The sequence below is a fragment of the Aeromonas sp. S41-2 genome, assembly GCF_027705845.1.
GTDB lineage: Bacteria > Pseudomonadota > Gammaproteobacteria > Enterobacterales > Aeromonadaceae > Aeromonas > Aeromonas hydrophila.
Genome location: NZ_JAPDCG010000002.1, coordinates 246,436 through 266,657, shown reverse-complemented (window position 1 = coordinate 266,657; position 20,222 = coordinate 246,436). Strand labels below are relative to the sequence as shown.

Below are 20,222 nucleotides of genomic sequence, written 5' to 3'. Positions count from 1 at the left end.
CCACCGATAAACAGGTAAGCGAACAGCAAAGCAGACGAAGGTAAACACTATGGCTATTAACAATATCAACAACTTGGCGAACAACCGGTTGCAAAATACCGGGAGCAGCCAGGGTGCCAATACCAAACCAGCAACCTCGTCCCCCGATAACCGTGCGGCGACCGTCAAGACTGACTCCGTCTCCTTGACCAGCGAGGCGCAGCAATTGCAACAGATGCAGAAGAACCTCAACTCAGCTTCCACCGGCAATGAAAGCCGGGTCGAGAGCCTGAAGAAAGCCGTGGCCAATGGTGAATATCAGGTCAACAGCGAAGCTGTGGCCAAGAAGATGTTCAGCTTCGAATCCAACCTCGACAAGTTGCTGGGATAATGGATTTACCTTCGCTGCTGCACACTCAAGACAACTACCTCTCCCAGATGCAAGGCTTGCTGGAGGAGGAGTTCAACCTGCTCAAGCAGCACCAGGCGCTGGCGCTGCCCGAGCTGGCAGAGCGCAAGCAGAAGCTGCTTGCCGATATTGAAGAGCTGGACAAGGCCATGGCGCTGCTGCCAGACCTGAAACAGCAACTGAATGCCTACCCCGAGCAGATGCGCACCCTGCGTGAAAAACTCGACGCCTGCCAGGAACAGAACGATCTGAACGGGCGCCTGCTCGAGCTCAGCATCGTCTCCAACCGCCGGCTGGCCAGCTACCTGAGCAAGCTGCGGGATCGCAACTCCCTGACCTATGACGCCAAGGGCAATACCCGCTCCGGTACCCGCTCCATCGGCATCAAGGCCTGACTTCCCCGTTATGACGGCTGGCTGCTCCGCAGCACGCCCCTCCCAATCCCTTCTCTTTTACAGTTCCAGCCGCAACAGCTCTTCGCTGTCCGCACAGGCGTGAATACCGAGCACCCCATCCTCGTAACGGCCATAACTTGCCGCCAGGTTGCCGCGTGGAAAACAGATGGATCCCGGGTTCATCAGCACCAGCTCCCCTTCACGCTGCAACACGGGCAAATGGGTGTGACCGCTGATGAACAGGCTGCCGGCAGGCAGCGGTACCTCTGCAGGCCGATAAAGATGGCCGTGGCTGACGAACCAGCGCCGACCATCCACCAGCATCTGGTTGTAAGGGGCTGTGATGGGGAAATTCAGCAGCATCTGATCCACTTCCGAATCACAGTTGCCCCGTACCGCCATGATGCGGGAAGCCAGTGTATTGAGTCGCTCGGCCACGGCCGCAGGGGCATAGCCCGGCGGCACCGGGTTGCGCGGGCCGTGGTTGAGCAGATCGCCGAGCAGCAGGTAGTGATCCGGCTGCCAGGGGGCAAGCTGGTCCAGCACCCGCTCCAGCGCACTCAGGCTGCCGTGCAGGTCGGAAAGAATGGCAATTTTCATGGCAAGCTCCTTACTGCTGGCTGAAGTAGAGATCCTTGGTGGCGATCGCCCCCTTGAGGTTCTGCACCGGCAGGCCGCGCAGGGTGGGATCCACCAGCCGCATCTGGTTGTAGTGATAGACGGGAATGGCCGGCATCTCGTCCATCAGCAGCTGCTCGGCCTGGTGGTAGAGCCCGGTCCGCGCATTGCCATCCAGGGTATCAGCCGCCTGCTGCAGCAAGCCGTCGAAGGTCGGGTTGCAGTAACCGCTCTCGTTCTGGGGATCCTGGCAGCGGAAGCTGTTGAGCATGGCAGAGGGCTCCACGTAATCCCCGAACAGGAAGGAGCGGGCCAGCATGAAATCGCCGCTGTCTTTGGCCACCTGATAGGCATTCCACTCCATGTTGCTGAGCGTCACTTCGACCCCCAGCGGCTTCCACATGGATGCGACCGCCAGCGCCAGCTTCTTGTGATTCTCCGAGGTGTTGTAGGTGAGCGTCAGCTTGAGAGGATGCTGACTGTCATAGCCCGCCTGGGCCAGCAGGGCTGCCGCCTTGGCCAACCGGGTCGGTTGATCCTGCAGGGCCAGAGGGGAGCTCAGCGCCTCATAGCCCGGCATGCCGGGCAGCAGCGACCAGGCGGCCTGCTCTCCCTGCCCGCTGACCTTCTCGGTCAACAGGTGCCGATCTATGGTCATAGCCAGCGCCTGGCGCACCCGCACGTCCTGCAGCTCGGGGCGACGCAGGTTGAAGGTGTAGAGGTAGGTGCCCAATAGCGGCAGTCCCCAGATCCGCTCGGGGGTCGCCTCCTTGGTCTTCTGGTAATACTCCAGCGCCACCTTGTTGGTGAGCTGGATCTCCCCCGCCTCGTAGCGCAGCCGCTCGGCATGCTGGGAGGCGAGCGGCAGGTAGGTCACCCGCTGGATCCGGGTGTGGGCATCATCCCAGTACTGGACGTTGCGCTCGGCCTCGATACGCTCATTGGGCACCCAGTTCACCAGCTTGTAGGCACCGTTGCTGACCAGCTTGCCAGGCTGGGTCCACTGCTTGCCAAACTGGCTGACCGCTTTCTGGTTGACCGGCACGAAGGGGCGCTGGCTTATCAGCTGCAGGAAGTAGGGCACCGGCCGCTCCAGCGTCACTTTGAGGATCTGGTCGCTTTCCGCCTCCACCCCCAGGGTGTTGAGATCGAGCGCGCCGGCGTAGATGGACTGGGCATTGTTGATGCCGGTCGCCAGCAGCAGGCCGGCTGAGGGCGAGGCCTGGGCCGGGTCCAGCAGACGGCGCCAGGCATAGACGAAATCGGCGGCGGTGAGCGCGTCACCATTGGACCACTTGAGCTGGGGGCGCAGGAAGAAACGCCAGACCAGCCCGTCCTCGCTGGTCTCCCAGCGCAGGGCCTGGGCCGGCACGATCCGCCCCTGCCCATCTTCGCTCACCAGCCCCTCGAACAAGTCCACCAGCACCACTTCACCGGGAAAACCGGAGCGGATCTGGGCCGGATCGAGGGACTCGGGTTCGGCGCCATTGCCCTTGACCAGGGTCTGGCGATCAGACAGCGCAGGCTCCTGGGATACCGTGGTCGCCTGCAGCGGCGGCGCCAGCAGCAGGCCCAGCAGCAAGGGAGAGAGCCAGCGACGGGCTGGCCGGGAAGCGGGGCACAAAACCATGACATAAACCTCGTTCAAAACACTTATTTCAAGAAGGGGGAAGGCCGGCGGCGCGCCTGAATACGAATGCATGATGCCGCGCTTGTTATCCCCGAAGACGCCCCGTATTGTATCGGGCTTGCCCAAGAGATGGAGTCTCTCGGGCTATTTTTTTCCGTAGTTTTTTATGAGGTGCGAGCGGTTGTCGCCTGCATCCTGCATCTGGCTACATTTTCAGGAGTTTTTATGGGGTACGAGTGGCTGGCACTGGCAGCAGCCAGTTTATGGGCGGTAGCTGCCCTCATCTCCGTCAAACCGGCGCGCCACCTGGGAGCATTTGCCTACAGCCGCTGGCGTATGTTGCTGGTCAGCCTGATGCTGGGGTCGGCTAGTCTGGCCACCGGCGGCTGGCAGACCCTGACCCAGAGCGCCCTGCCCCTGCTGGCACTGTCGGGGCTAATCGGTATCTTCGTCGGCGACACCGCCCTGTTTGCCTGCATGAACCGGCTGGGGCCAAGACGCAGTGGCCTGCTGTTCTCCTGCCACGCCCTCTTCTCCGCCCTGCTCGGCCTCTGGCTGTTTGGCGAGCAGCTCGGTGGCTGGCGACTGGTGGGGGCCATGCTGGTCTTTGCCGGCGTCATGCTGGCCATCCTGTTCGGCCGCCGTGGCAATGCTCAGCAGAGTGAATGGGAACAGGTGCGCGGCCATCTCGTCATCGGCATCGGTCTGGGCCTGACCGCCGCCTTCTGTCAGAGCCTGGGTGCCATCATCGCCAAACCGGTGATGATGAGTGGCACCGTGGATGCGATCAGCGCCTCCGGCATCCGCATGGGCAGCGCCCTGCTGGCCCACTGCACCCTGCGGGCGCTGAGAGTACCGCTGTCATTGCCGCACAACCCCATCAACCGCCAGGTATTGGGGATGATCGGCATCAACGGCTTTCTGGCGATGGCCATGGGCATGACGCTGATCCTGGTCGCCTTGCGCCAGGGGGACGTCGGCATGGTGGCGATCCTCTCCTCCACCACGCCGGTGATCCTGCTGCCACTGCTGTGGTGGCACTCGGGCCAGCGCCCTTCCCTGGCGGCCTGGGCCGGCGCCCTGCTGGCGACCCTTGGCACCACGCTGGTACTGGGAGCCAGCGGACACTGACTCCCGACGGGTCAGAACCGGGCGATCTCGTCGGCGGTGAGCTCGCGATATTCGCCCGGTGCAAGCTCTTCATCCAGCGTCAGGTCGCCCACCCGCTCCCGGTGCAGTCCCACCACCTTGTTGCCGATGGCGGCAAACATCCGCTTCACCTGATGGTACTTGCCCTCGTGGATGGTCAGACGCGCCTCGCACTCTCCCAGGATCTCCAGCTGGGCCGGCCGGGTCTTCTCGGTCTCGCTGCGCAGCAGCACCCCTTCGGCAAACAATGCGATGGCATCCGGGCTGACCGGGTCGGCCAGCCAGACGTGGTAGGTCTTGGCACACTCGTGACGAGGGGAAGTGATGCGATGGGACCACTGGCCGTCATCGGTCACCAGCACCAGACCGGTGGTGTCGAGATCGAGCCGTCCCACCACGTGCAGCTTGCCCATGGCCGGCTCGTCCATCAGGAAGAACACGGTGGGGTGATCCGGGTCTTCGTTGGAGCAGACATACCCTTCCGGCTTGTGCAGCATGAAGTAGCGGTTGCGCTGATCCAGGGTCAGGGTGACACCGTCAAATTCCACCTGGCTCTGCTCGTTGATGTGGAAGGCGGGCTGCTTGACCACGATGCCGTCCACCATCACCTCTCCCTGCCGGATCAGTTTGCCCGCCAGCGAGCGGGTCAAGTCGGAACAATCGCAAAGAAATTTATCGAGCCGCATGCACAACCTCAGAGTCCATCAAGAAAGGGGCGTCATTATATCGGCCGGGGCCGACAACTCCAGCACTAAGCGCCGCGGCCGCCACGCATGTCGCCATGACGAACCGGGGCGCCGGTGTTAGACTGCCAACAGAGGGCCTAACGTTACGCATAATAATAAAGTTCAGGAAGCCGTATGAAGTCGCAAACACCTCATCCCGTTATTCCCGTCAACCAGCTGCAACCCGGCATGTACGTGATCGCCATCATCAGCCAGACCGGCGGCATGGAGATTGCCCAGATGGGGCTGGTGACCACCCGCCAGCAGATCAACGATCTGGTCAAGCGCGGCGTACTCACGGTGCGGGTCGATCTCGCCCGCAGCAAGCTGCCCGGCATCGAGCAGGTCATCTCTCCCGATCCGGCCATCTCCTCGACCAGCACCCAGCGTCCCTCCGGCAGTGGCAACGGCGAGGGGCGCGAGCTGAAGATCCGCCGGCTTTATCAGGAGGCCCGCGAGCTGCAGGGCAAGTTCATCCGCCATCTCAAGGCGGGAGAGCCCATCGACATCACGCCGCTGGCGGCGGTCGCCGAAGAGATGGTGGACACCATGTTCACCCACGGTGACGCCATGCTCTGCCTGGCCCGCATTCGCGCCAAGGATGCCTACCTGATGGAGCACTCGATGAACGTCGCCATCCTGCTGGCGAACTTCGGCCGCTATCTGGACCTGGATCGCAGCGTGCTCAAGGAGCTGACCCTGGGCGGCCTGCTGCACGACGTGGGCAAGATCATGACCCCGGACGAGGTGCTCAACAAGCCGGGCAAGCTCACCGACGAGGAGTTCGCCGTCATGCGCCAGCACGTGGTGCACAGCTACGAGATCCTGAGCAACACCCCCGGCATCACCGCCACCATGCTGGAGGTGGCCGCCAACCATCACGAACGGCTCGACGGCACCGGTTACCCGCAGCGACTCAAAGGCGAGCAGCTCTCGCTCTATACCCGCATGAGCGGCATCGTCGATGTCTATGACGCCGTTACGGCGGATCGGGTCTACAAGCAGGGGATGCAGCCGACCCAGGCCTTTCGCATTCTGCTCAAGGGGATCAACCACCACTTCGATGCCGAACTGGTCACCAAGTTCATCAAGTGCATGGGGGTCTATCCGGTGGGGACGCTGGTGCAGCTCTCCAACCAGCGGCTGGCCATCGTCATGCAGCGCAATCCCCATGAGCCGCTCAAACCGGTGGTGAAGGTGATCTATCACGGGACCCAGCGCCACTACCTCGAGGTGCAGTGGCTGGACCTGGCCAAGAACGGGGTGCAGGAAACCATCGAGAGCACGGTCGATCCCAAGGAGTTCGGCATCAACCTCGCCAACTTCGTCTAGTCGGCATCCCCCTCCCGCAACCGCTCGGCGCAGTGCTGGATGAGAAACTCCTCATCCAGCGGCGACAGATCAAAGCGGATGCAGGCTTCTTCGATGGCCCGGATGTCGTGTTGATGGTGCTCGCTGAGCCAGCGCACGGCGCGGCGCAGATCTTCACCATGGGGCAGCAGGGTATGGTCGCTCATGGGGCACCTCCGATCAGCCATCGATACCGGCCCGCAACAGCGGGCCCTCTCTTCTAGCTTAGCCCGCCTGCCGCCCCTTCATCCTGCCTTCAAGCAGCCTCAGGCAAACGCCCGCTGCCAATCCTCGTCAAACTTCGCCAGCGCCGCGTCCACCGCCGGTACCCGCAGCAGCTGTTCGGCCACATCGAGCGGCAATGTGATGGACTGGCAACCCGCCAGCAGGCAGTCAAGCGCCTGGCGCGGAGTGCGGAACGATGCCGCCAGCACCTTGCTGTGCGGCGCGTGCAGCGCCAGCAGCTGTTGCAGCTCCTGTACGGTGGCGATGCCATCGCCCCCCTGGGCATCCAGCCGGTTGACGTAGGGCGCCACATATTCCGCCCCCGCCACCGCCGCCAGCCAGCCCTGCAGCGGGGTATAGACCGCCGTACCCAGGGTCGGCACCCCGTTGGCCGTCAGGGTCTTGATGGCCGCCAGCCCCTCTTCACATACCGGGATCTTGATCACCAGGTCCCGGTCCAGCTCACGCAGGGCAAATGCCTCGCGCACCATCTCGGTCTCGGTTCTGGCCATCACCTGGGCAAACAGCCGCGCCTTGGGCCCCAGCACCTCCCGCAGGGCGGGCAGCAGCTCGGTCAACGGCATGCCGCCTGCCGCGGTAATGGACGGGTTGGTGGTGACGCCGGCCAGCGGCAGGATCCGTGACCAGCGGCGCACCGCAGCCACATCGGCAGTATCGAGATAAAGCTCCATCTCTGACTCCTTAATGGGATGTTCAATCTGTCGCCATTCTAGCGAGATAACATCCGCACATTGTTTGATCAAAATCAAATCAACTTTCGAACGAAAGAAAATAGAATGCAAAAACAAAAGGAGGCGGTATGATTTTCGACCTGCAACGCTATTCAACCCATGATGGCCCCGGCATTCGCACCCTGGTGTTTCTCAAGGGGTGCTCGCTGGCCTGTCGCTGGTGTCAAAACCCGGAAAGCCGCTCTCCCAAGCCGGACATACTACTCGACCGGCGCCAATGCATCGAGGGATGCCGGCTCTGCAGCGACGCCTGCCCGGCAATCTTGCGTGACAGCCAGGGTGTCCAGCTCACCCGCTCAGACCTCGGCAATCAGGATGTGGAACGGCTGCGCGGCCTCTGCCCCAGCGAAGCGCTGCAGGTGTGCGGCCGGGAGGAGAGCCTGGACACCCTGATGGCCACCATCCTGCGGGATCGCCCTTTCTTCGAGCGCAGTGGCGGCGGGGTCACCCTCTCCGGCGGCGAGCCCTTCATGCAGCCCGAATTTGCCGCCAGCCTGCTGGCCCGCTGCCAGGCCGAGGGGCTGCATACCGCGGTGGAAAGTTGCCTGCACGTCCCCTGGCACCAGATTGAACCTAGCCTCCCCCACCTCGACCTGCTGCTGGCGGATCTCAAGCATGTGGATGAGGAGCGCTTCTTCGACTGGACCCGTGGCAAGGTCGCCCTGCCCCTGGCCAACCTCAGGCGTCTGGCCGAGCGCGGCGTGGCCATGCAGATCCGGGTGCCGCTCATCCCCGGCTTCAATGCCGACCGCGCATCCATCGAGGCCATCACCCAAGCCGCCGCCACTCTTGGCACCGTACAGGAGATCCACTTTCTCCCCTACCACACCCTGGGCGCAGGCAAGTACGCCCTGCTCGACCAACCCTATCAGGCCCCACCGCAACCACTCGATGACCCGGCACTGCTCGCCTTTGCCCATGAGTGTGCCCGTGCGCAGGGGCTGACCCCGCTCACCCGGGGCTAGCAACACCCCATGGCATCAGCCACTCACTGTCCAATGACCAGAGGATAAGACCATGACCCAGCTCGACCTCACCACCCTGCCCCCGCGGATCCGTGCCCACAAGGAGAGCCTGATCCACATCGTCCAGCCGCCGGTCTGCACCGAGCGGGCCCGCCACTACACGCAAGCCTATCAGGCCCATCTGGCCCGGCCGCTGCCGGTGCGCCGCGCCCTGGCGCTGGCCCACCACCTCAAGGAGCGCACCATCTGGATCAAGCACGACGAGCTCATCGTCGGCAACCAGGCGAGCCAGGTGCGGGCGGCGCCGCTCTTTCCCGAATACACGGTGGGCTGGATCGAGAAGGAGATCGATGAGCTGGCGGACCGCCCCGGCGCCGGCTTTGCGGTGAGCGAGGCAGACAAGCTAGCCATCCACGCCCTCACCCCCTTCTGGCGCGGCCAGACGGTGCAGGATCGCTGCTACGGCCTCTTTACCGACGAGCAGAAGGGGCTGCTGGAGAGCGGCATCATCAAGGCCGAGGGCAACATGACCTCGGGGGATGCGCACCTCGCGGTCAACTATGAGCAGCTGCTTGCCCTCGGTCTCGACGGCCTCAAGGCCAAGGTGGCCGAGCGGCGCGGCCGGCTCGATCTGGCGGACTGGGCCGATCTGCAGCGCGAGCAGTTCCTGCAGGCCGTCGCCATCACCTTCGATGCTGTCAGCCAGCACATCGAGCGTTACGCCGCGCTGGCCCGCGACATGGCCGCGCAAGAGCCGCGTCCCGAGCGCCGCTGCGAGCTTGAGACCATCGCCCTCAACTGCGCCCACATCGCCCACCGGCCTCCCGAGACCTTCTGGCAGGCGCTGCAGCTCTGCTACTTCATCCAGCTCATCCTGCAGATCGAGTCCAACGGCCACTCGGTGTCGTTTGGCCGGATGGACCAGTACCTCTACCCCTGGTATCGCCGCGAGGTGGAATTGTCGGAATCCCTGCCGCGCACATGCGCCATCGAGCTGCTGCAAGGGTGCTGGCTCAAGTTGCTGGAGGTAAACAAGATCCGCTCCGGCACCCACTCCAAGGCCTCCGCCGGCAGCCCGCTCTATCAAAACGTCACCATCGGCGGCCAGAACTGGCGGGATGGCAAGGCCCATGACGCGGTCAACGGCCTCTCCTACGCGATTCTGGAGTCCTGCGGCCAGCTGCGCTCCACCCAGCCCAACCTCTCGGTGCGCTACCACGCACGAATGAGCGAGGATTTCCTCGACGCCTGCATCCAGGTGATCCGCTGCGGCTTCGGCATGCCCGCCTTCAACAACGACGAGGTGGTGATCCCCGAGTTCATCAAGCTCGGCGTAAGCGAGGAGGATGCCCACCACTACGCCGCCATCGGCTGCATCGAAACCGCAGTGCCCGGCAAGTGGGGCTATCGCTGCACCGGCATGAGCTTCATCAACTTCGCCCGCATCCTGCTGGCGGCACTCGATGGCGGCCGCGACGCCACCACCGGCAAGGTCTTCTTGCCCCAGCCCCAGTCACTGCGGCAAGGCTCGTTCGGTCACTTCGACGAGGTGATGGCCCGCTGGGACGAGCAGGTGCGCTACTTCACCCGCAAATCCATCGAGATCGACTGCGTGGTCGACAGCGTGCTGGAGGCCCAGGCCCACGACATCCTCTGCAGCGCGCTGGTGGATGACTGCATCGAGCGCGGCAAGACCATCAAACAGGGGGGCGCCGTCTATGACTGGGTCTCCGGCCTGCAGGTGGGGATCGCCAATCTGGGCAACAGCCTGGCGGCGCTGAAGAAACTGGTGTTCGAGCAGGGGGTGGTGGATCAGCGCGAGTTGGCCGAGGCGCTCGAGCAGGATTTTGCCGGGGTCAAAGGGGAGCAGCTGCGCATGCGCCTCACCAATGCCGCCCCCAAATATGGCAACGATCTGGACGAGGTAGACATGCTGCTGGTGCAGGCCTACCAGAGCTACATCGACGAGCTCAAGGAGTTGCACAACACCCGCTTCGGTCGTGGCCCCATCGGCGGCACCTACTATGCGGGCACCTCCTCCATCTCGGCCAACGTGCCGTTTGGGGCGGCCACCATGGCCACCCCGGATGGCCGCCACGCCCGCACCCCGCTGGCGGAAGGGGCCAGCCCAGCGTCGGGGTCGGATCGCCTAGGCCCCACGGCGGTGTTCAACTCGCTCGGCAAGCTGCCCACGGCGGCCATTCTCGGCGGCGTGCTGCTCAACCAGAAGCTGAGCCCGACCAGCCTTGAAAACGAGCGGGACAAGGCCAAGCTGATGAGCCTGCTGCGCACCTTCTTCGAGGTACACAAGGGGTGGCACGTGCAGTACAACATCGTCTCGCGCGAAACCCTGCTGGCCGCCAAGGCCCATCCCGACCAGTATCGGGATCTGGTGGTGCGGGTGGCGGGCTATTCGGCCTTCTTCACCGCCTTATCCCCCGATGCGCAAGATGATATCATCGCCCGCACCGAGCACAGTCTCTGACGGGCCCCACCAGGGGCAGCTGTGCCCCTTTATGACCAGCAAGCCACCCGCGCGGTGGCTTGCCGCTATCCACTGCCAGCCAGCGAGGCCCCATGAACCCACGCCACCAACTGATCCTCACCCTGGTCCATCAGGCCCGCAAGATGAGCGTGAGCGAGCTCTCCCAACGTACCGGGGTCTCGGAGGTGACGGTGCGCAACGACCTGACCGCCCTCGAAAAACAGGGACTGCTCAAGCGCGTGCACGGCTCGGCCATGGCGCTGGAGAGCGACGACCCCGACGCCCGGATGAACATCAACTACCTGCTCAAGGAGCGCCTCGCCGAGCGAGCCGCCCAGCTGGTGGAGGATGGCGAGACGGTCTTTATCGAGGGGGGCAGCGCCAACGCCCTGCTGGCCCGCCATCTGGCCCTGCACAAGCGGGTCACCATCATCACCATCAGCAGCTACATCGCCCACCTGCTGCGCGACACCCAGGCCCAGGTAGTGCTGCTCGGCGGCCTGTTCCAGCATCAGAGCGAGAGCGTGGTGGGGCCGCTGACCCGACTGTGCATCGAGCAGGTACACTTCTCAAAGGCCTTCATCGGGGTAGACGGTTTTCATCCCGAGATGGGCTTCACCGGCCGCGACATGATGCGGGCCGACGTGGTCAACAGCGTGCTGGCCAAGGGGGTGACCAATGTGGTCATCACCGACAGCAGCAAGTTCGGTGCCATCCACCCGAGCCCGCTCGGCACGCCAGGCCAGATCGGCGTGCTGGTCACCGACGATGCCCTGCCCGCCCCCATGCGGGCCACCCTGGCCGCACGCGGCATCACAGTGCACTGCGTCGCCGCCTGAATCGCACCTTGCCCCCCGTTGCCGGGTTGCTCCCCCGCCTGGCGGCTTGACGGCGCCCACCGAGGCTGGGGTATGCTCGTCCTCTTTTGGCCTCTCCTGCCAGAGGCCACAGACCGAAGGACGCCGCATGCACACCAAGGACAAATTTCTGGCCGCTCTGGTCATCCTCTGCTGGGGGCTCAACTTCGTCGCCATCAAGTGGGGGCTGGAGGGGATTCCCCCGCTGCTGCTGGGGGCGCTGCGCTTCGTCGGGGTGGTCTTTCCCGCCATCTTGCTGGTTCCCAGACCCGCCATGCCGTGGCGCTGGCTGCTGGCCTATGGCGGAGCCATCAGTCTGGGGCAGTTCTCCTTTCTGTTTTGCGCCATGAAGTTCGGCATGCCGGCGGGCATGGCCTCGCTGGTGCTGCAATCCCAGGTGGTGTTCACCCTGCTGTTCGCCATGATCTGGCTGGGTGAGCGCTGGCAACCCCACCACTGGGTGGCCCTGCCGCTGGCGGGAGCCGGCCTCTATCTCATCGCCACCCATGGCGAAGGCAACCTGACCCTGCTCGGCTTCGTGCTGACCCTCTGCGCGGCCGCCTGCTGGGGGCTTGGCAACGTCATCAATCGCCAGATCGGGCTGCGCTACCAGACCACGCTGCCCAGCCTTATCGCCTGGGGCGGACTGGTGCCCATCCTTCCCTTCCTCGCGCTCTCTTGGTTGTTCGAGGGGCCCGAGCTGATGGCCAGCAGCCTGCTCAACATCAGCTGGCAGGGGTTCCTGTGCGTGCTCTATCTCTCCTTTGTCGCCACCTGGCTCGGCTACGGCCTGTGGGGACGGCTGCTGATGCGCTACCCGGTGGCGCAGGTGGCCCCTCTCTCCCTGCTGGTGCCCTGCGTCGGCATGGTGGCAGCGGCACTGCTGCTGGATGAGCACCCCACCCCCTTGCAGTGGCTGGGCTCGGCCCTGGTACTGCTGGGATTCGTGGTGCATCTGCTGGGTGGCCGGCTGCGCTGGTTCAAGCCACAGGCCACCTGATCCTTATTTGCCCGTCGCCATTGACCAGGGCGGGGAAACTTTCCATGATGAGCCAGCCCCCATCGGGGCTGGAGCCACCAGCGAGTGGCCTGCAGGACGCAGCCATCAGGAGAGCAAGGACATGCCATCGACCTTCACTGCAAACCCCCGCATCATCCCGCGCCTTCTGCGCACCAGTGCCATTGCCCTGATCCTCTGTCTGAGCCACTACGGCTGGAGCGCCACCCTGCCAGCCGGTCTGACCTGGGAGAGCAACAACGCGGATCCCGCTTTCGCGGATCCGGCCGCCAAGCGGGGCGGCACCTTTCGCGGCTTCATGACCAGTTTTCCGCTGACCCTGCGGGTGTACGGCCCGGACTCCAACGGCGGCTTCGCCGGCTATATGCGAGAAACCAACCTGCCGCTCATGAGCACCCATCCCGTCACCGGCAATCCCATGCCGATGCTGGCCAACGAATGGGCCTTCGGGCCTGACCACAAGACCCTCTATCTGCGCATCAATCCCAAGGCTCGCTGGTCGGACGGTCAACCGGTCACCGCCGATGACTGGCTGTTCACCCTCAAGCTGCTGCGCAGCAAGGAGATCAATGACCCCTGGTACAACAACTACTACAGCACCCAGATAAGCGAGGTGACCAAGTTTGATGATCACACCCTGGCCATCTCCAGCGGCACGGCCAAGAGTCGCCAGGATCTGCTGGAATCCCTGCCCTTCAGCCCGGCCCCCAGCCACGCCATCAAGATCACCGCAGACTGGGTCAAGGTGTACAACTGGAAGCTGCTGCCGGTGACCGGCCCCTATCAGCTTGGCGAGGTGAAGAAGGGCAAGTCGGTCACCTTCGAGCGGGTCAAGGATTGGTGGGGCAATGACGAGCGCTACTTCCAGCACCGTTTCAACCCGGATCGGATCGAGCTCAAAGTACTCAGGGATCAGAACATCGCCTGGCAGCACTTCCTGCGCGGCGAGCTCGATACCTTCCCGCTGGTGATGCCCAACTGGTGGCACGACAAGAGCAAAACGCCGGAGTTCGCCAAGGGCTATATCGAACGCCTCTGGTTCTACAATCAGACCCCTCAACCCCCAACGGGGCTCTATCTCAACACCGCCGATCCGCTGCTGCGCAATCTCGATGTGCGGCTTGGCATCCAGCACGCCCTCAACCTCGACAAGATGCTCACCACCCTGCTGCGGGGGGATTACCAGCGCCTCAACAGCTATGGCTCCGGCCAGGGGGAGTTCACCAACACGGATCTCAAGGCCCGCCCGTTTGATCCCGAGCTGGCGCGCCACTACTTCGCCAAGGCCGGTTTCACCAAACCCGGCCCCGACGGTACCCTGCAAAACAGCCAGGGCCAGCCGCTGACCCTGGCCATCACCTACACCACGGCGGAGCATGCCCAGCGCCTCACCCTGCTGCGTGAAGAGGCCAAGAAGGCGGGGCTCAACCTCGAGCTCAACCTGATGGACGCCTCGGCCGGCTTCAAATCGATGCTGGAGAAAAAACACCAGAGCGCCTGGATGGCCTGGTCAGGCAGCCGCTATCCCGCCTACTGGGAGTTCTTCCACAAGATCAACGCCAACAAGCCGCAGACCAACAACATCATGAACATCGATGACGACGTCATCACGGCCCTGGTGGAGCAGTACGACAAGGAGTTCGACTTCGCCAAAAAAGCGGCGCTGTCGCGCCAGATCCAGCAGCGGCTCTATGAGCTGGCCAGCTTCGTACCCGCCTACCAGGTGCCCTACACCCGGGAGGGGGCCTGGCGCTGGATAAAACTGCCCAAGCTGCCGGCGACGCCCAAGAGCGAGGTGCTCTACTGGCCGCTGGACGGCAGCAACAGCGGCTACAGCTACGGCGGCCTGTTCTGGATTGATGATGAGGCCAAGACGCAGACCCAGGCCGCCATCAAGGCGGATCAGGCCTTCCCGGCCGTCACCCGGGTTGATACTACCTATCAGCAGAAATAGGGGCCTGCGCAGCCTGCCTCTTTGCCAAGGTTGGCCTAGGCCACCAACAAAAAGACCCCGCACAGTGGCGGGGTCTTTTTTGCAACCGGGGTTGCCAGCTGGAAGCAGCGGCGATTAACCGCGCTTGGCCTGCTTTTGGGCGATGGCGTCGGCCACGTCGGCCGGCTCCAGCACGATACCTTCCTGATCCGGGGTCGGGAACACGGCAACGCACAGTTCATCCTGCTCCATGCCGTCGATCCAGCGCTCCAGCCACACCTTGAGGGTGATGGACTGTGGCTTGCAGTCGGCCCACTCCCCTTCGGCCCACGCCTTGGCGTATTCCGGGTGCGGCCATACCGGGATGCAGTCTTCATCGTCGGTGGTCAACATCATGACGCCGTGCTCGTCGGTCAGAACGAACAGCTCTTCGTGCTCGACCAGCTTGCTGATGAAGTGATCAAAGCGGTAGTCCGCGTTCAGTTGCAGCGCTGCATTGCGCTCGGTGTCGCTCAGTTCATAGCTCATCGGTCAAGTCTCTTGTGCAATAAAGGGCGCCATGTTCACATCTTGCCGGCGCCTTGTCCAGTATGAGAGATCGGTCACCGATTTTTCGCGATCTCATCCCAGCTCGGGGGTCACCAGGGTGATCTCCGCCATCTCGCTCAAACGCTGGCGCAGCCAGTAGGCGGACTCCACCTCGACGAAGCAGAGCTGCTCCCGTCCGGCCAGGGCTGCGGCCAGGATCTGCTCGAAACGGGCCTGTTGTTGCGCTTGCCAGGCGGCGGCCAGCTTGCCGCCATGGGCCTCATCAACCACCTCGCGGCGCAACTCGAACAGGTTGTCGGTGATCGGGCTGTTGATCTTGGCCGGGCTGTGCCAGTACATCAGCAAATTGTCCATCATCTCGCTGTCGTAATTGGCCAATGCATCCAGCTCGGGTGTCGCCCCCTCTTCACCGGTGGCAAAATCACACCAGGCCGCCGTCAGCGGTGCCAGGGTCTGGGCGGCTGCCCCCTTGCCATGCTGACGCAGGGCGGCGACATCCGCTCCCTTGCAGGCCGGCAGCCAGACATCGCCCTGATGCTGTTCGAGCAGGGGCAACAACAGGGAAGCGGGATAGACGGGGAAACGCGTCCCCAGTGTGTGCAGCAGTGATACCAGTGTGATCTTGACCATGGAATACGCCTTGAACCGAAGGCCGATACGCAGTGTTCGGCCAGAAAGACAAAGGAGGCTCCTATCCTACCATGTTTGGCATGGCAGGGGCGGACTCAACTACACCTCCAGCAAGCACTGGCAGGACGACCAAAAAAGCAGCGTTTGAGCACGTATGGAAAGGAGAAAGCCCAATAGTTTGAACCAGCGCCCACTAAAGTGGATCCGGGAATGCTAGTTTGCATACATCTTTAGCGTAAGGAGTGCATTCATGATCGGGATCGACCAGGTTTCTAACGAGTTTGTAAACGATTTGAAAATACTGGCATGTTTTGATCCGGCCAACATGAGCCTGGGGATCAAGTTGCGCAGCGACATGTCCGACGAACTCTGCCAGGCAGCGTCACGTCTGCATCAACAGGGGCTCATCAGCGCGGAAGATGGTGGCTATCTGACGCCATTCGGCATGACCATGGTAGAGCACCTGCAGCACCTGCTGGTCGCACTCAAACCGCTTTGATCGCTTTGGGAGCCCACAGCGAAAAGTTGAGCAGCTCCCAGCGTTTCCCCTGACGCAGCAGACAGGCAAACAACAAAGGACCTTCGGGTCCTTTTACTTTGCCATCGACCATCCACTCCCCCACCCGTTTTGGCAATGGTTGAGCCTTGATCTCGTCGGGCAGGGAGCCACCGCCCACACGCACCTCGACAAACTGCTGGCATACGGCTTTTGCTTCGACCTCGAAGATATCTTGCCCCTGTACATCAGCAGAGGTAATCAGCGTGGCGGCAAACAGAAGAGATGGCAGCATCGTGGAGGCAACGAGAGAGTAGGAAGTAGCACCGTTCACTCTCTGTAGATGGGAGTGAAACGTCCATAAACAAAAAGCCGTGGAACCAGAGGCACCACGGCTTTCTTAAATTCTGTAAGAATTACAGAGCAGTTACGTTCTCAGCCTGCGGGCCTTTCTGACCTTGGGTCACAGAGAACTGTACGCGCTGACCTTCAGCCAGGGTACGGAAACCGTTACCGCTGATAGCGCTGAAGTGAACGAAAACGTCCGGGCCGTTTTCTTGCTGGATGAAGCCAAAACCTTTGGTTTCGTTGAAAAACTTAACGGTACCGGTGATCATGTTAGACATATCTTTAAACCTGTATTCAAAATAATTACTTATGCTTTTCAGCGGATAAAGCTCAAAAAACGGGATTAACTTATGAACAACAGGAAAAGATGTAAAACATCATATTCATTGACATAACTATCGCCCTTTCAAGCTGGTTTAGATTATACGTGGCTTTGGGGATTACGCAAACAATTTGTGCCCTGCCACGGCAGGGCACACCTGTCACAATGCGGGGGCTTCCAGCGCCTTTACCAGAGCCTTGAGGAAGCGTGCCGCTTCACCGCCGGTGCAGGCTCTGTGGTCAAACGTCATCGACAACGGCAGTGCTCTGACCGGGCGTGCCTCCCCATGAATGAACACGACTTTCTCGAACAATTTGCCCGCCCCTATGATGGCCACCTGAGGCGGCGTCACGATCGGGCTGGCATAACGCCCCGCGATGGCGCCGAAGTTGGTGAGAGTGATAGTCGCCCCCTGCAACATCTCGCGCGGCACGGCGCGCGCCTTCACGTCGGCAATCATGCGATCCAGCCCTTGGCGCAGATCGGCCCCTTCCCGCTCGGCCACGTTTTCCATGACCGGCACGTAGAGCCCATGCTTGGAATCCACCGCAATGGCCACGTTGACCTCTCTGAACAGCCGCCTTGACAAGGTGTCGCCGTCAAACCAGGCGTTCATGGAGGGTTCCGCCCGACAAGCCACGCCGATGGCCTTGATGAGGCGCACTGTGACGTCCTCATCAGGGCGCCAGTGACGCAAGTCCACCTCATCGGTGATGCTGACCGGCACTACCGTTTTATGGGACAGCTCCATCGCCTTGGCCATGGCCCGGCGCGAGCCCTTGAGGAACTCGTTGCCACTGCTCTGCTGGGCCTCGAATGCCTGCTGCACGTCCTGCTCGGTCACCATGCCGGCACTGCCGCTCCCCTTGAGCCGCTCGATATCCAGCCCCAGTTTCTGGGCCAGCAGGCGCACGGCCGGCATGGCCTGCACCAGAGCACCGCCGGGAGCAATGACTCCCACCACGAAGTGATCCTCGATGTGCTGCTGATGGGCATTGACCTTGCCGACGACGGTGCCGTCATCCTCGCCGCCTTCAAACTCCACCAGCGGTGCGCCGATGTGCAGAATGTCCCCCTCCTGCCCGCACAGCCTGGCAATGACCCCCGCCACTGGCGAAGGTACATCCACCAGCGCCTTGGCCGTCTCTACTGACAACAACACCTGGTCGACGCTCACGGTATCGCCGGCGCTGACCTTCCATTCGACGATCTCGGCTTCGGCCAAGCCTTCACCCAGATCCGGTAATTTGAAAAATTTCATAGCCACTGGTTCTCCATCAGCTGATGAGCCGCATCGGCAATGTCCTGCTCGGTGATGAGGTAGTACTCTTCGTTGCGGTAATAGGGGACGGCGGCATCCACGCCGGTGAGCCGCTTGGGCGGTGCCTTGAGGGAGGTCAGCGCCTCCTCGGTGACCCGCGCCACGATCTCGGCGCCGACCCCGAAGCTGCCGCACGCTTCGTGCACTACCAACAGGCGACCGGTCTTGCGAACCGACGCCAGAATGCTCTCCATGTCCAGCGGCTTGATGGTGGCGAGATCCAGCACTTCGCATTGAATGTCCTGCTCCGCCAACAGGTTCGCTGCCCGCATTACCTCCTGGATGCAGGCTCCCCAAGCAACGACCGTGATGTCGCGGCCAGGACGCAGGGTAAAGCAGACATCCAGCGGCAGACCGATGCCGTCATCCACTACGTCGGATTTCATCGAGCGATAGATGCGATCTGGCTCGAAGAACATCACGGGATCCGGGTCGCGAATGGCCGACAACAGCAGACCATAGGCCCGTTTCGGGCTGGAGGGGATCACCACCCGCAGCCCGGGAATGTGGGCGAACAGGGCTTCCACGCTCTCGCTGTGGTGTTCGGGGGAGTGAATGCCGGCGCCGTAGGGGGAGCGGTAAACAATCGGACAGGTGATGCGGCCCCGGGTGCGATTGCGCATCCGCGCTGCCTGGCAGATGATCTGCTCCATGCCCGGGAAGATGAAGCCCTGGAACTGGAACTCGGCCACGGGCTTGAGCCCCTGAGTAGCCATCCCGACCGCCACTCCGGCGATCAGCCCCTCAGCCAGCGGAGTATCGATCACCCGCTTGAAGCCGAACTTGTCGCGCAGGCCCACGGTGGCGCGAAACACCCCGCCGTTGACCCCCACATCCTCGCCAAGCACCACCACGTCCGGGTCCCGCTCCATCTCGTGATGCAACGCCAGATTGACGGCCTCGAGCAACGTCATATCACTCATGCTTCCTCCCCGCTGTGCTGCTGCATGCCCTTGGCGATGATGCGCTGGCGCTGCGTGCGGTAATCCTTCGGCAACTCGGCAAACTGGTAGTCGAGCAGGGTTTCCGGGGCCTGCGCCGCCGTATTTTCATACACGGCCACGGCGCGCTCGACCTCGCGAGCCGCCTCGGCCAGCAATGCCTGCTCCTGCTGCTCGTCCCACCAGCCCTGTTCAAACATGAACTGGCGCAGCCGCTTGACCGGCTCCTTGGCCCAGGCGGCTTCCACCTCGGCAGCTTCCCGATAACGGGTCGCATCGTCGGCCGTGGTGTGATCCCCCAGCCGATAGCTGACCGCCTCGATCAGGGTCGGTCCCTTGCCGCTGCGGGCGCGCTCGACGGCGCTGCGGGTGGCCTCATAGACGGCGACCACGTCGTTGCCGTCCACCTGAATGCTGCGCACGCCGGCCCCTATGCCCTTCTGGGCCAGGGTGGGAGCGCTCGACTGCAGCTTGCGCGGCACCGAGATGGCCCACTGGTTGTTGTTGATGATCATCACCATGGGCAGGTGCCAGACGCCGGCACAGTTGAGCCCCTCCAGGAAGTCGCCCTTGGAGGTGCCGCCATCGCCGATGGTCACCACGGCGACCCTGGCTTGATTGCGCAGTTTGAAGGCCGCGGCGATGCCGGCGGCATGAGTGATCTGGGTGGCGATGGGCACGCAGATGGGCAGGTCCTCGGAGAGTTCGCCATCCGCCTTGTAAAAGACGCTGCCACGCTCGTCCCCGCCCCAGTACTGCAGGTTTTTCTCCATGGGCACGCCCCGTACATAGAGGGTGGGCATGTCCCGGTAGTAGGGCACATAGACATCCTGCGGCTGCATGGCGAGCCCAACCCCAATCCCGACCGCCTCGGCGCCCAGGTGGGAGGGAAACGTACCAAGCTTGCCGGTTCGCTGCAGCGCGATCGCTTTCTTGTCATAGCTGCGCACCATCACCATGTTGCGGTAGAAGGTGTGCAGTATCGCCTTGTCCAGCCAGGTCGGTAGTGTGGCGACCGGGCGCCCTTCCTCATCGAGGTAACGAAGGAAAGGGATGTCGACATGGGTCATAACTGGCTCCTTGCCGTTGTCAACGTCACCACCATGAGGTGACCCTTTGAATGTA

The 20,222-nt window shown here is 62.7% G+C and carries 22 protein-coding genes; 10 read left to right on the top strand and 12 right to left on the bottom strand.

The genetic code is table 11. The features are described 5' to 3' along the window. The first annotated feature begins 49 nt into the window (after positions 1-49). The gene (gene flgM, locus OKC44_RS05760; protein ID WP_011706648.1) at positions 50-370 is read left to right on the top strand and encodes a flagellar biosynthesis anti-sigma factor FlgM; all 321 of its coding nucleotides are present in this window, start codon (positions 50-52) and stop codon (positions 368-370) included. Further along, positions 370-783: a flagella synthesis protein FlgN gene (locus OKC44_RS05755; RefSeq protein WP_041217323.1), complete on the top strand. Its 414-nt coding sequence runs from the start codon at positions 370-372 to the stop codon at positions 781-783. Before flgM ends, OKC44_RS05755 begins: the two co-directional genes overlap by 1 nt. Positions 784-840: 57 nt before the next feature. On the opposite strand, the gene yfcE is transcribed toward OKC44_RS05755, so the two are convergent. After that, the gene (gene yfcE, locus OKC44_RS05750; protein ID WP_236766639.1) at positions 841-1,383 is read right to left on the bottom strand and encodes a phosphodiesterase; all 543 of its coding nucleotides are present in this window, start codon (positions 1,381-1,383) and stop codon (positions 841-843) included. A 10-nt stretch (positions 1,384-1,393) separates the two neighbouring features. Then, positions 1,394-3,031: a peptide ABC transporter substrate-binding protein gene (locus OKC44_RS05745; protein ID WP_236766638.1), complete on the bottom strand. Its 1,638-nt coding sequence runs from the start codon at positions 3,029-3,031 to the stop codon at positions 1,394-1,396. 225 nt (positions 3,032-3,256) lie between these two features. On the opposite strand from OKC44_RS05745, the gene OKC44_RS05740 reads away from it, so the two are divergent. Beyond that, the gene (locus tag OKC44_RS05740) at positions 3,257-4,162 is read left to right on the top strand and encodes a DMT family transporter (RefSeq protein WP_029299790.1); all 906 of its coding nucleotides are present in this window, start codon (positions 3,257-3,259) and stop codon (positions 4,160-4,162) included. An 11-nt stretch (positions 4,163-4,173) separates the two neighbouring features. Here OKC44_RS05740 and rsuA read toward each other — a convergent pair whose 3' ends face one another. Beyond that, positions 4,174-4,866: a 16S rRNA pseudouridine(516) synthase RsuA gene (gene rsuA, locus OKC44_RS05735; protein WP_016351327.1), complete on the bottom strand. Its 693-nt coding sequence runs from the start codon at positions 4,864-4,866 to the stop codon at positions 4,174-4,176. A gap of 174 nt (positions 4,867-5,040) precedes the next feature. Between rsuA and OKC44_RS05730 the strand changes: the two genes are divergently transcribed. Then, positions 5,041-6,237, top strand: coding sequence for an HD-GYP domain-containing protein (locus tag OKC44_RS05730; RefSeq protein ID WP_101615498.1), 1,197 nt, complete (start codon positions 5,041-5,043; stop codon positions 6,235-6,237). On the opposite strand, the gene OKC44_RS05725 is transcribed toward OKC44_RS05730, so the two are convergent. Together OKC44_RS05725 and fsa are read right to left on the bottom strand one after the other, a co-directional pair. Then, positions 6,234-6,422 (bottom strand): hypothetical protein, encoded by a 189-nt coding sequence (locus OKC44_RS05725; protein ID WP_024942451.1) that lies wholly within the window; start codon positions 6,420-6,422, stop codon positions 6,234-6,236. The genes OKC44_RS05730 and OKC44_RS05725 overlap by 4 nt on opposite strands. 99 nt (positions 6,423-6,521) lie before the next feature. Beyond that, entirely contained in the window at positions 6,522-7,172 is a 651-nt protein-coding gene (gene fsa / locus OKC44_RS05720) for a fructose-6-phosphate aldolase (RefSeq protein WP_236766637.1), read from the bottom strand. A gap of 128 nt (positions 7,173-7,300) precedes the next feature. Here fsa and OKC44_RS05715 point away from each other — a divergent pair, with 128 nt between their 5' ends. The 5 genes from OKC44_RS05715 (at position 7,301) to OKC44_RS05695 (ending at position 14,511) form a co-directional block, all read left to right on the top strand. Then, positions 7,301-8,197 (top strand): glycyl-radical enzyme activating protein, encoded by an 897-nt coding sequence (locus OKC44_RS05715; protein ID WP_236766636.1) that lies wholly within the window; start codon positions 7,301-7,303, stop codon positions 8,195-8,197. A 52-nt stretch (positions 8,198-8,249) separates the two neighbouring features. Continuing rightward, positions 8,250-10,682 (top strand): formate C-acetyltransferase/glycerol dehydratase family glycyl radical enzyme, encoded by a 2,433-nt coding sequence (locus OKC44_RS05710; protein WP_270811532.1) that lies wholly within the window; start codon positions 8,250-8,252, stop codon positions 10,680-10,682. 92 nt (positions 10,683-10,774) lie between these two features. Next, on the top strand, positions 10,775-11,521 hold the full coding sequence (locus OKC44_RS05705) for a DeoR/GlpR family DNA-binding transcription regulator (protein ID WP_011706659.1): 747 nt from the start codon (positions 10,775-10,777) through the stop codon (positions 11,519-11,521). A gap of 127 nt (positions 11,522-11,648) precedes the next feature. Beyond that, a complete protein-coding gene (locus tag OKC44_RS05700) occupies positions 11,649-12,539 on the top strand; it encodes an EamA family transporter (protein ID WP_270811531.1) in 891 nt (296 codons plus the stop codon). Between the two features lie 121 nt (positions 12,540-12,660). Next, on the top strand, positions 12,661-14,511 hold the full coding sequence (locus OKC44_RS05695) for an extracellular solute-binding protein (RefSeq protein WP_270811528.1): 1,851 nt from the start codon (positions 12,661-12,663) through the stop codon (positions 14,509-14,511). Between the two features lie 114 nt (positions 14,512-14,625). On the opposite strand, the gene OKC44_RS05690 is transcribed toward OKC44_RS05695, so the two are convergent. Continuing rightward, positions 14,626-15,018: a DUF2750 domain-containing protein gene (locus tag OKC44_RS05690; RefSeq protein WP_005302792.1), complete on the bottom strand. Its 393-nt coding sequence runs from the start codon at positions 15,016-15,018 to the stop codon at positions 14,626-14,628. A gap of 93 nt (positions 15,019-15,111) precedes the next feature. Then, entirely contained in the window at positions 15,112-15,669 is a 558-nt protein-coding gene (locus OKC44_RS05685) for a hypothetical protein (protein ID WP_029303994.1), read from the bottom strand. Positions 15,670-15,919: 250 nt separating this feature from the next. On the opposite strand from OKC44_RS05685, the gene OKC44_RS05680 reads away from it, so the two are divergent. Further along, positions 15,920-16,168, top strand: a complete 249-nt coding sequence (locus tag OKC44_RS05680) for a TIGR02647 family protein (protein WP_011706664.1) — start codon at positions 15,920-15,922, stop codon at positions 16,166-16,168. Here the strand turns inward: OKC44_RS05680 and OKC44_RS05675 are convergent. The 5 genes from OKC44_RS05675 to pdhA form a co-directional block, all read right to left on the bottom strand. Beyond that, complete coding sequence (locus OKC44_RS05675) at positions 16,155-16,460, bottom strand: hypothetical protein (protein ID WP_171280817.1); 306 nt, start codon at positions 16,458-16,460, stop codon at positions 16,155-16,157. The genes OKC44_RS05680 and OKC44_RS05675 overlap by 14 nt on opposite strands. A gap of 121 nt (positions 16,461-16,581) precedes the next feature. Next, complete coding sequence (locus tag OKC44_RS05670) at positions 16,582-16,791, bottom strand: cold-shock protein (protein ID WP_005331438.1); 210 nt, start codon at positions 16,789-16,791, stop codon at positions 16,582-16,584. A 204-nt stretch (positions 16,792-16,995) separates the two neighbouring features. Then, positions 16,996-18,096, bottom strand: coding sequence for a dihydrolipoamide acetyltransferase family protein (locus tag OKC44_RS05665; protein WP_171280818.1), 1,101 nt, complete (start codon positions 18,094-18,096; stop codon positions 16,996-16,998). Beyond that, complete coding sequence (locus OKC44_RS05660) at positions 18,093-19,079, bottom strand: alpha-ketoacid dehydrogenase subunit beta (protein WP_043158947.1); 987 nt, start codon at positions 19,077-19,079, stop codon at positions 18,093-18,095. The genes OKC44_RS05665 and OKC44_RS05660 overlap by 4 nt, the downstream gene beginning before the upstream one ends. After that, on the bottom strand, positions 19,076-20,167 hold the full coding sequence (pdhA, locus tag OKC44_RS05655) for a pyruvate dehydrogenase (acetyl-transferring) E1 component subunit alpha (protein ID WP_016351338.1): 1,092 nt from the start codon (positions 20,165-20,167) through the stop codon (positions 19,076-19,078). The genes OKC44_RS05660 and pdhA overlap by 4 nt, the downstream gene beginning before the upstream one ends. Between the last annotated feature and the right edge of the window lie 55 nt (positions 20,168-20,222).

Excerpts from the sequence above, each read along its gene's own strand:
- flgM (WP_011706648.1), top strand. The coding sequence starts at position 50 with ATGGCTATTAACAATATCAACAACTTGGCGAACAACCGGTTGCAAAAT.
- OKC44_RS05755 (WP_041217323.1), top strand. The coding sequence starts at position 370 with ATGGATTTACCTTCGCTGCTGCACACTCAAGACAACTACCTCTCCCAG.
- yfcE (WP_236766639.1), bottom strand. The coding sequence starts at position 1,383 with ATGAAAATTGCCATTCTTTCCGACCTGCACGGCAGCCTGAGTGCGCTG.
- OKC44_RS05745 (WP_236766638.1), bottom strand. The coding sequence starts at position 3,031 with ATGGTTTTGTGCCCCGCTTCCCGGCCAGCCCGTCGCTGGCTCTCTCCC.
- OKC44_RS05740 (WP_029299790.1), top strand. The coding sequence starts at position 3,257 with ATGGGGTACGAGTGGCTGGCACTGGCAGCAGCCAGTTTATGGGCGGTA.
- rsuA (WP_016351327.1), bottom strand. The coding sequence starts at position 4,866 with ATGCGGCTCGATAAATTTCTTTGCGATTGTTCCGACTTGACCCGCTCG.
- OKC44_RS05730 (WP_101615498.1), top strand. The coding sequence starts at position 5,041 with ATGAAGTCGCAAACACCTCATCCCGTTATTCCCGTCAACCAGCTGCAA.
- OKC44_RS05725 (WP_024942451.1), bottom strand. The coding sequence starts at position 6,422 with ATGAGCGACCATACCCTGCTGCCCCATGGTGAAGATCTGCGCCGCGCC.
- fsa (WP_236766637.1), bottom strand. The coding sequence starts at position 7,172 with ATGGAGCTTTATCTCGATACTGCCGATGTGGCTGCGGTGCGCCGCTGG.
- OKC44_RS05715 (WP_236766636.1), top strand. The coding sequence starts at position 7,301 with ATGATTTTCGACCTGCAACGCTATTCAACCCATGATGGCCCCGGCATT.
- OKC44_RS05710 (WP_270811532.1), top strand. The coding sequence starts at position 8,250 with ATGACCCAGCTCGACCTCACCACCCTGCCCCCGCGGATCCGTGCCCAC.
- OKC44_RS05705 (WP_011706659.1), top strand. The coding sequence starts at position 10,775 with ATGAACCCACGCCACCAACTGATCCTCACCCTGGTCCATCAGGCCCGC.
- OKC44_RS05700 (WP_270811531.1), top strand. The coding sequence starts at position 11,649 with ATGCACACCAAGGACAAATTTCTGGCCGCTCTGGTCATCCTCTGCTGG.
- OKC44_RS05695 (WP_270811528.1), top strand. The coding sequence starts at position 12,661 with ATGCCATCGACCTTCACTGCAAACCCCCGCATCATCCCGCGCCTTCTG.
- OKC44_RS05690 (WP_005302792.1), bottom strand. The coding sequence starts at position 15,018 with ATGAGCTATGAACTGAGCGACACCGAGCGCAATGCAGCGCTGCAACTG.
- OKC44_RS05685 (WP_029303994.1), bottom strand. The coding sequence starts at position 15,669 with ATGGTCAAGATCACACTGGTATCACTGCTGCACACACTGGGGACGCGT.
- OKC44_RS05680 (WP_011706664.1), top strand. The coding sequence starts at position 15,920 with ATGATCGGGATCGACCAGGTTTCTAACGAGTTTGTAAACGATTTGAAA.
- OKC44_RS05675 (WP_171280817.1), bottom strand. The coding sequence starts at position 16,460 with ATGCTGCCATCTCTTCTGTTTGCCGCCACGCTGATTACCTCTGCTGAT.
- OKC44_RS05670 (WP_005331438.1), bottom strand. The coding sequence starts at position 16,791 with ATGTCTAACATGATCACCGGTACCGTTAAGTTTTTCAACGAAACCAAA.
- OKC44_RS05665 (WP_171280818.1), bottom strand. The coding sequence starts at position 18,096 with ATGAAATTTTTCAAATTACCGGATCTGGGTGAAGGCTTGGCCGAAGCC.
- OKC44_RS05660 (WP_043158947.1), bottom strand. The coding sequence starts at position 19,079 with ATGAGTGATATGACGTTGCTCGAGGCCGTCAATCTGGCGTTGCATCAC.
- pdhA (WP_016351338.1), bottom strand. The coding sequence starts at position 20,167 with ATGACCCATGTCGACATCCCTTTCCTTCGTTACCTCGATGAGGAAGGG.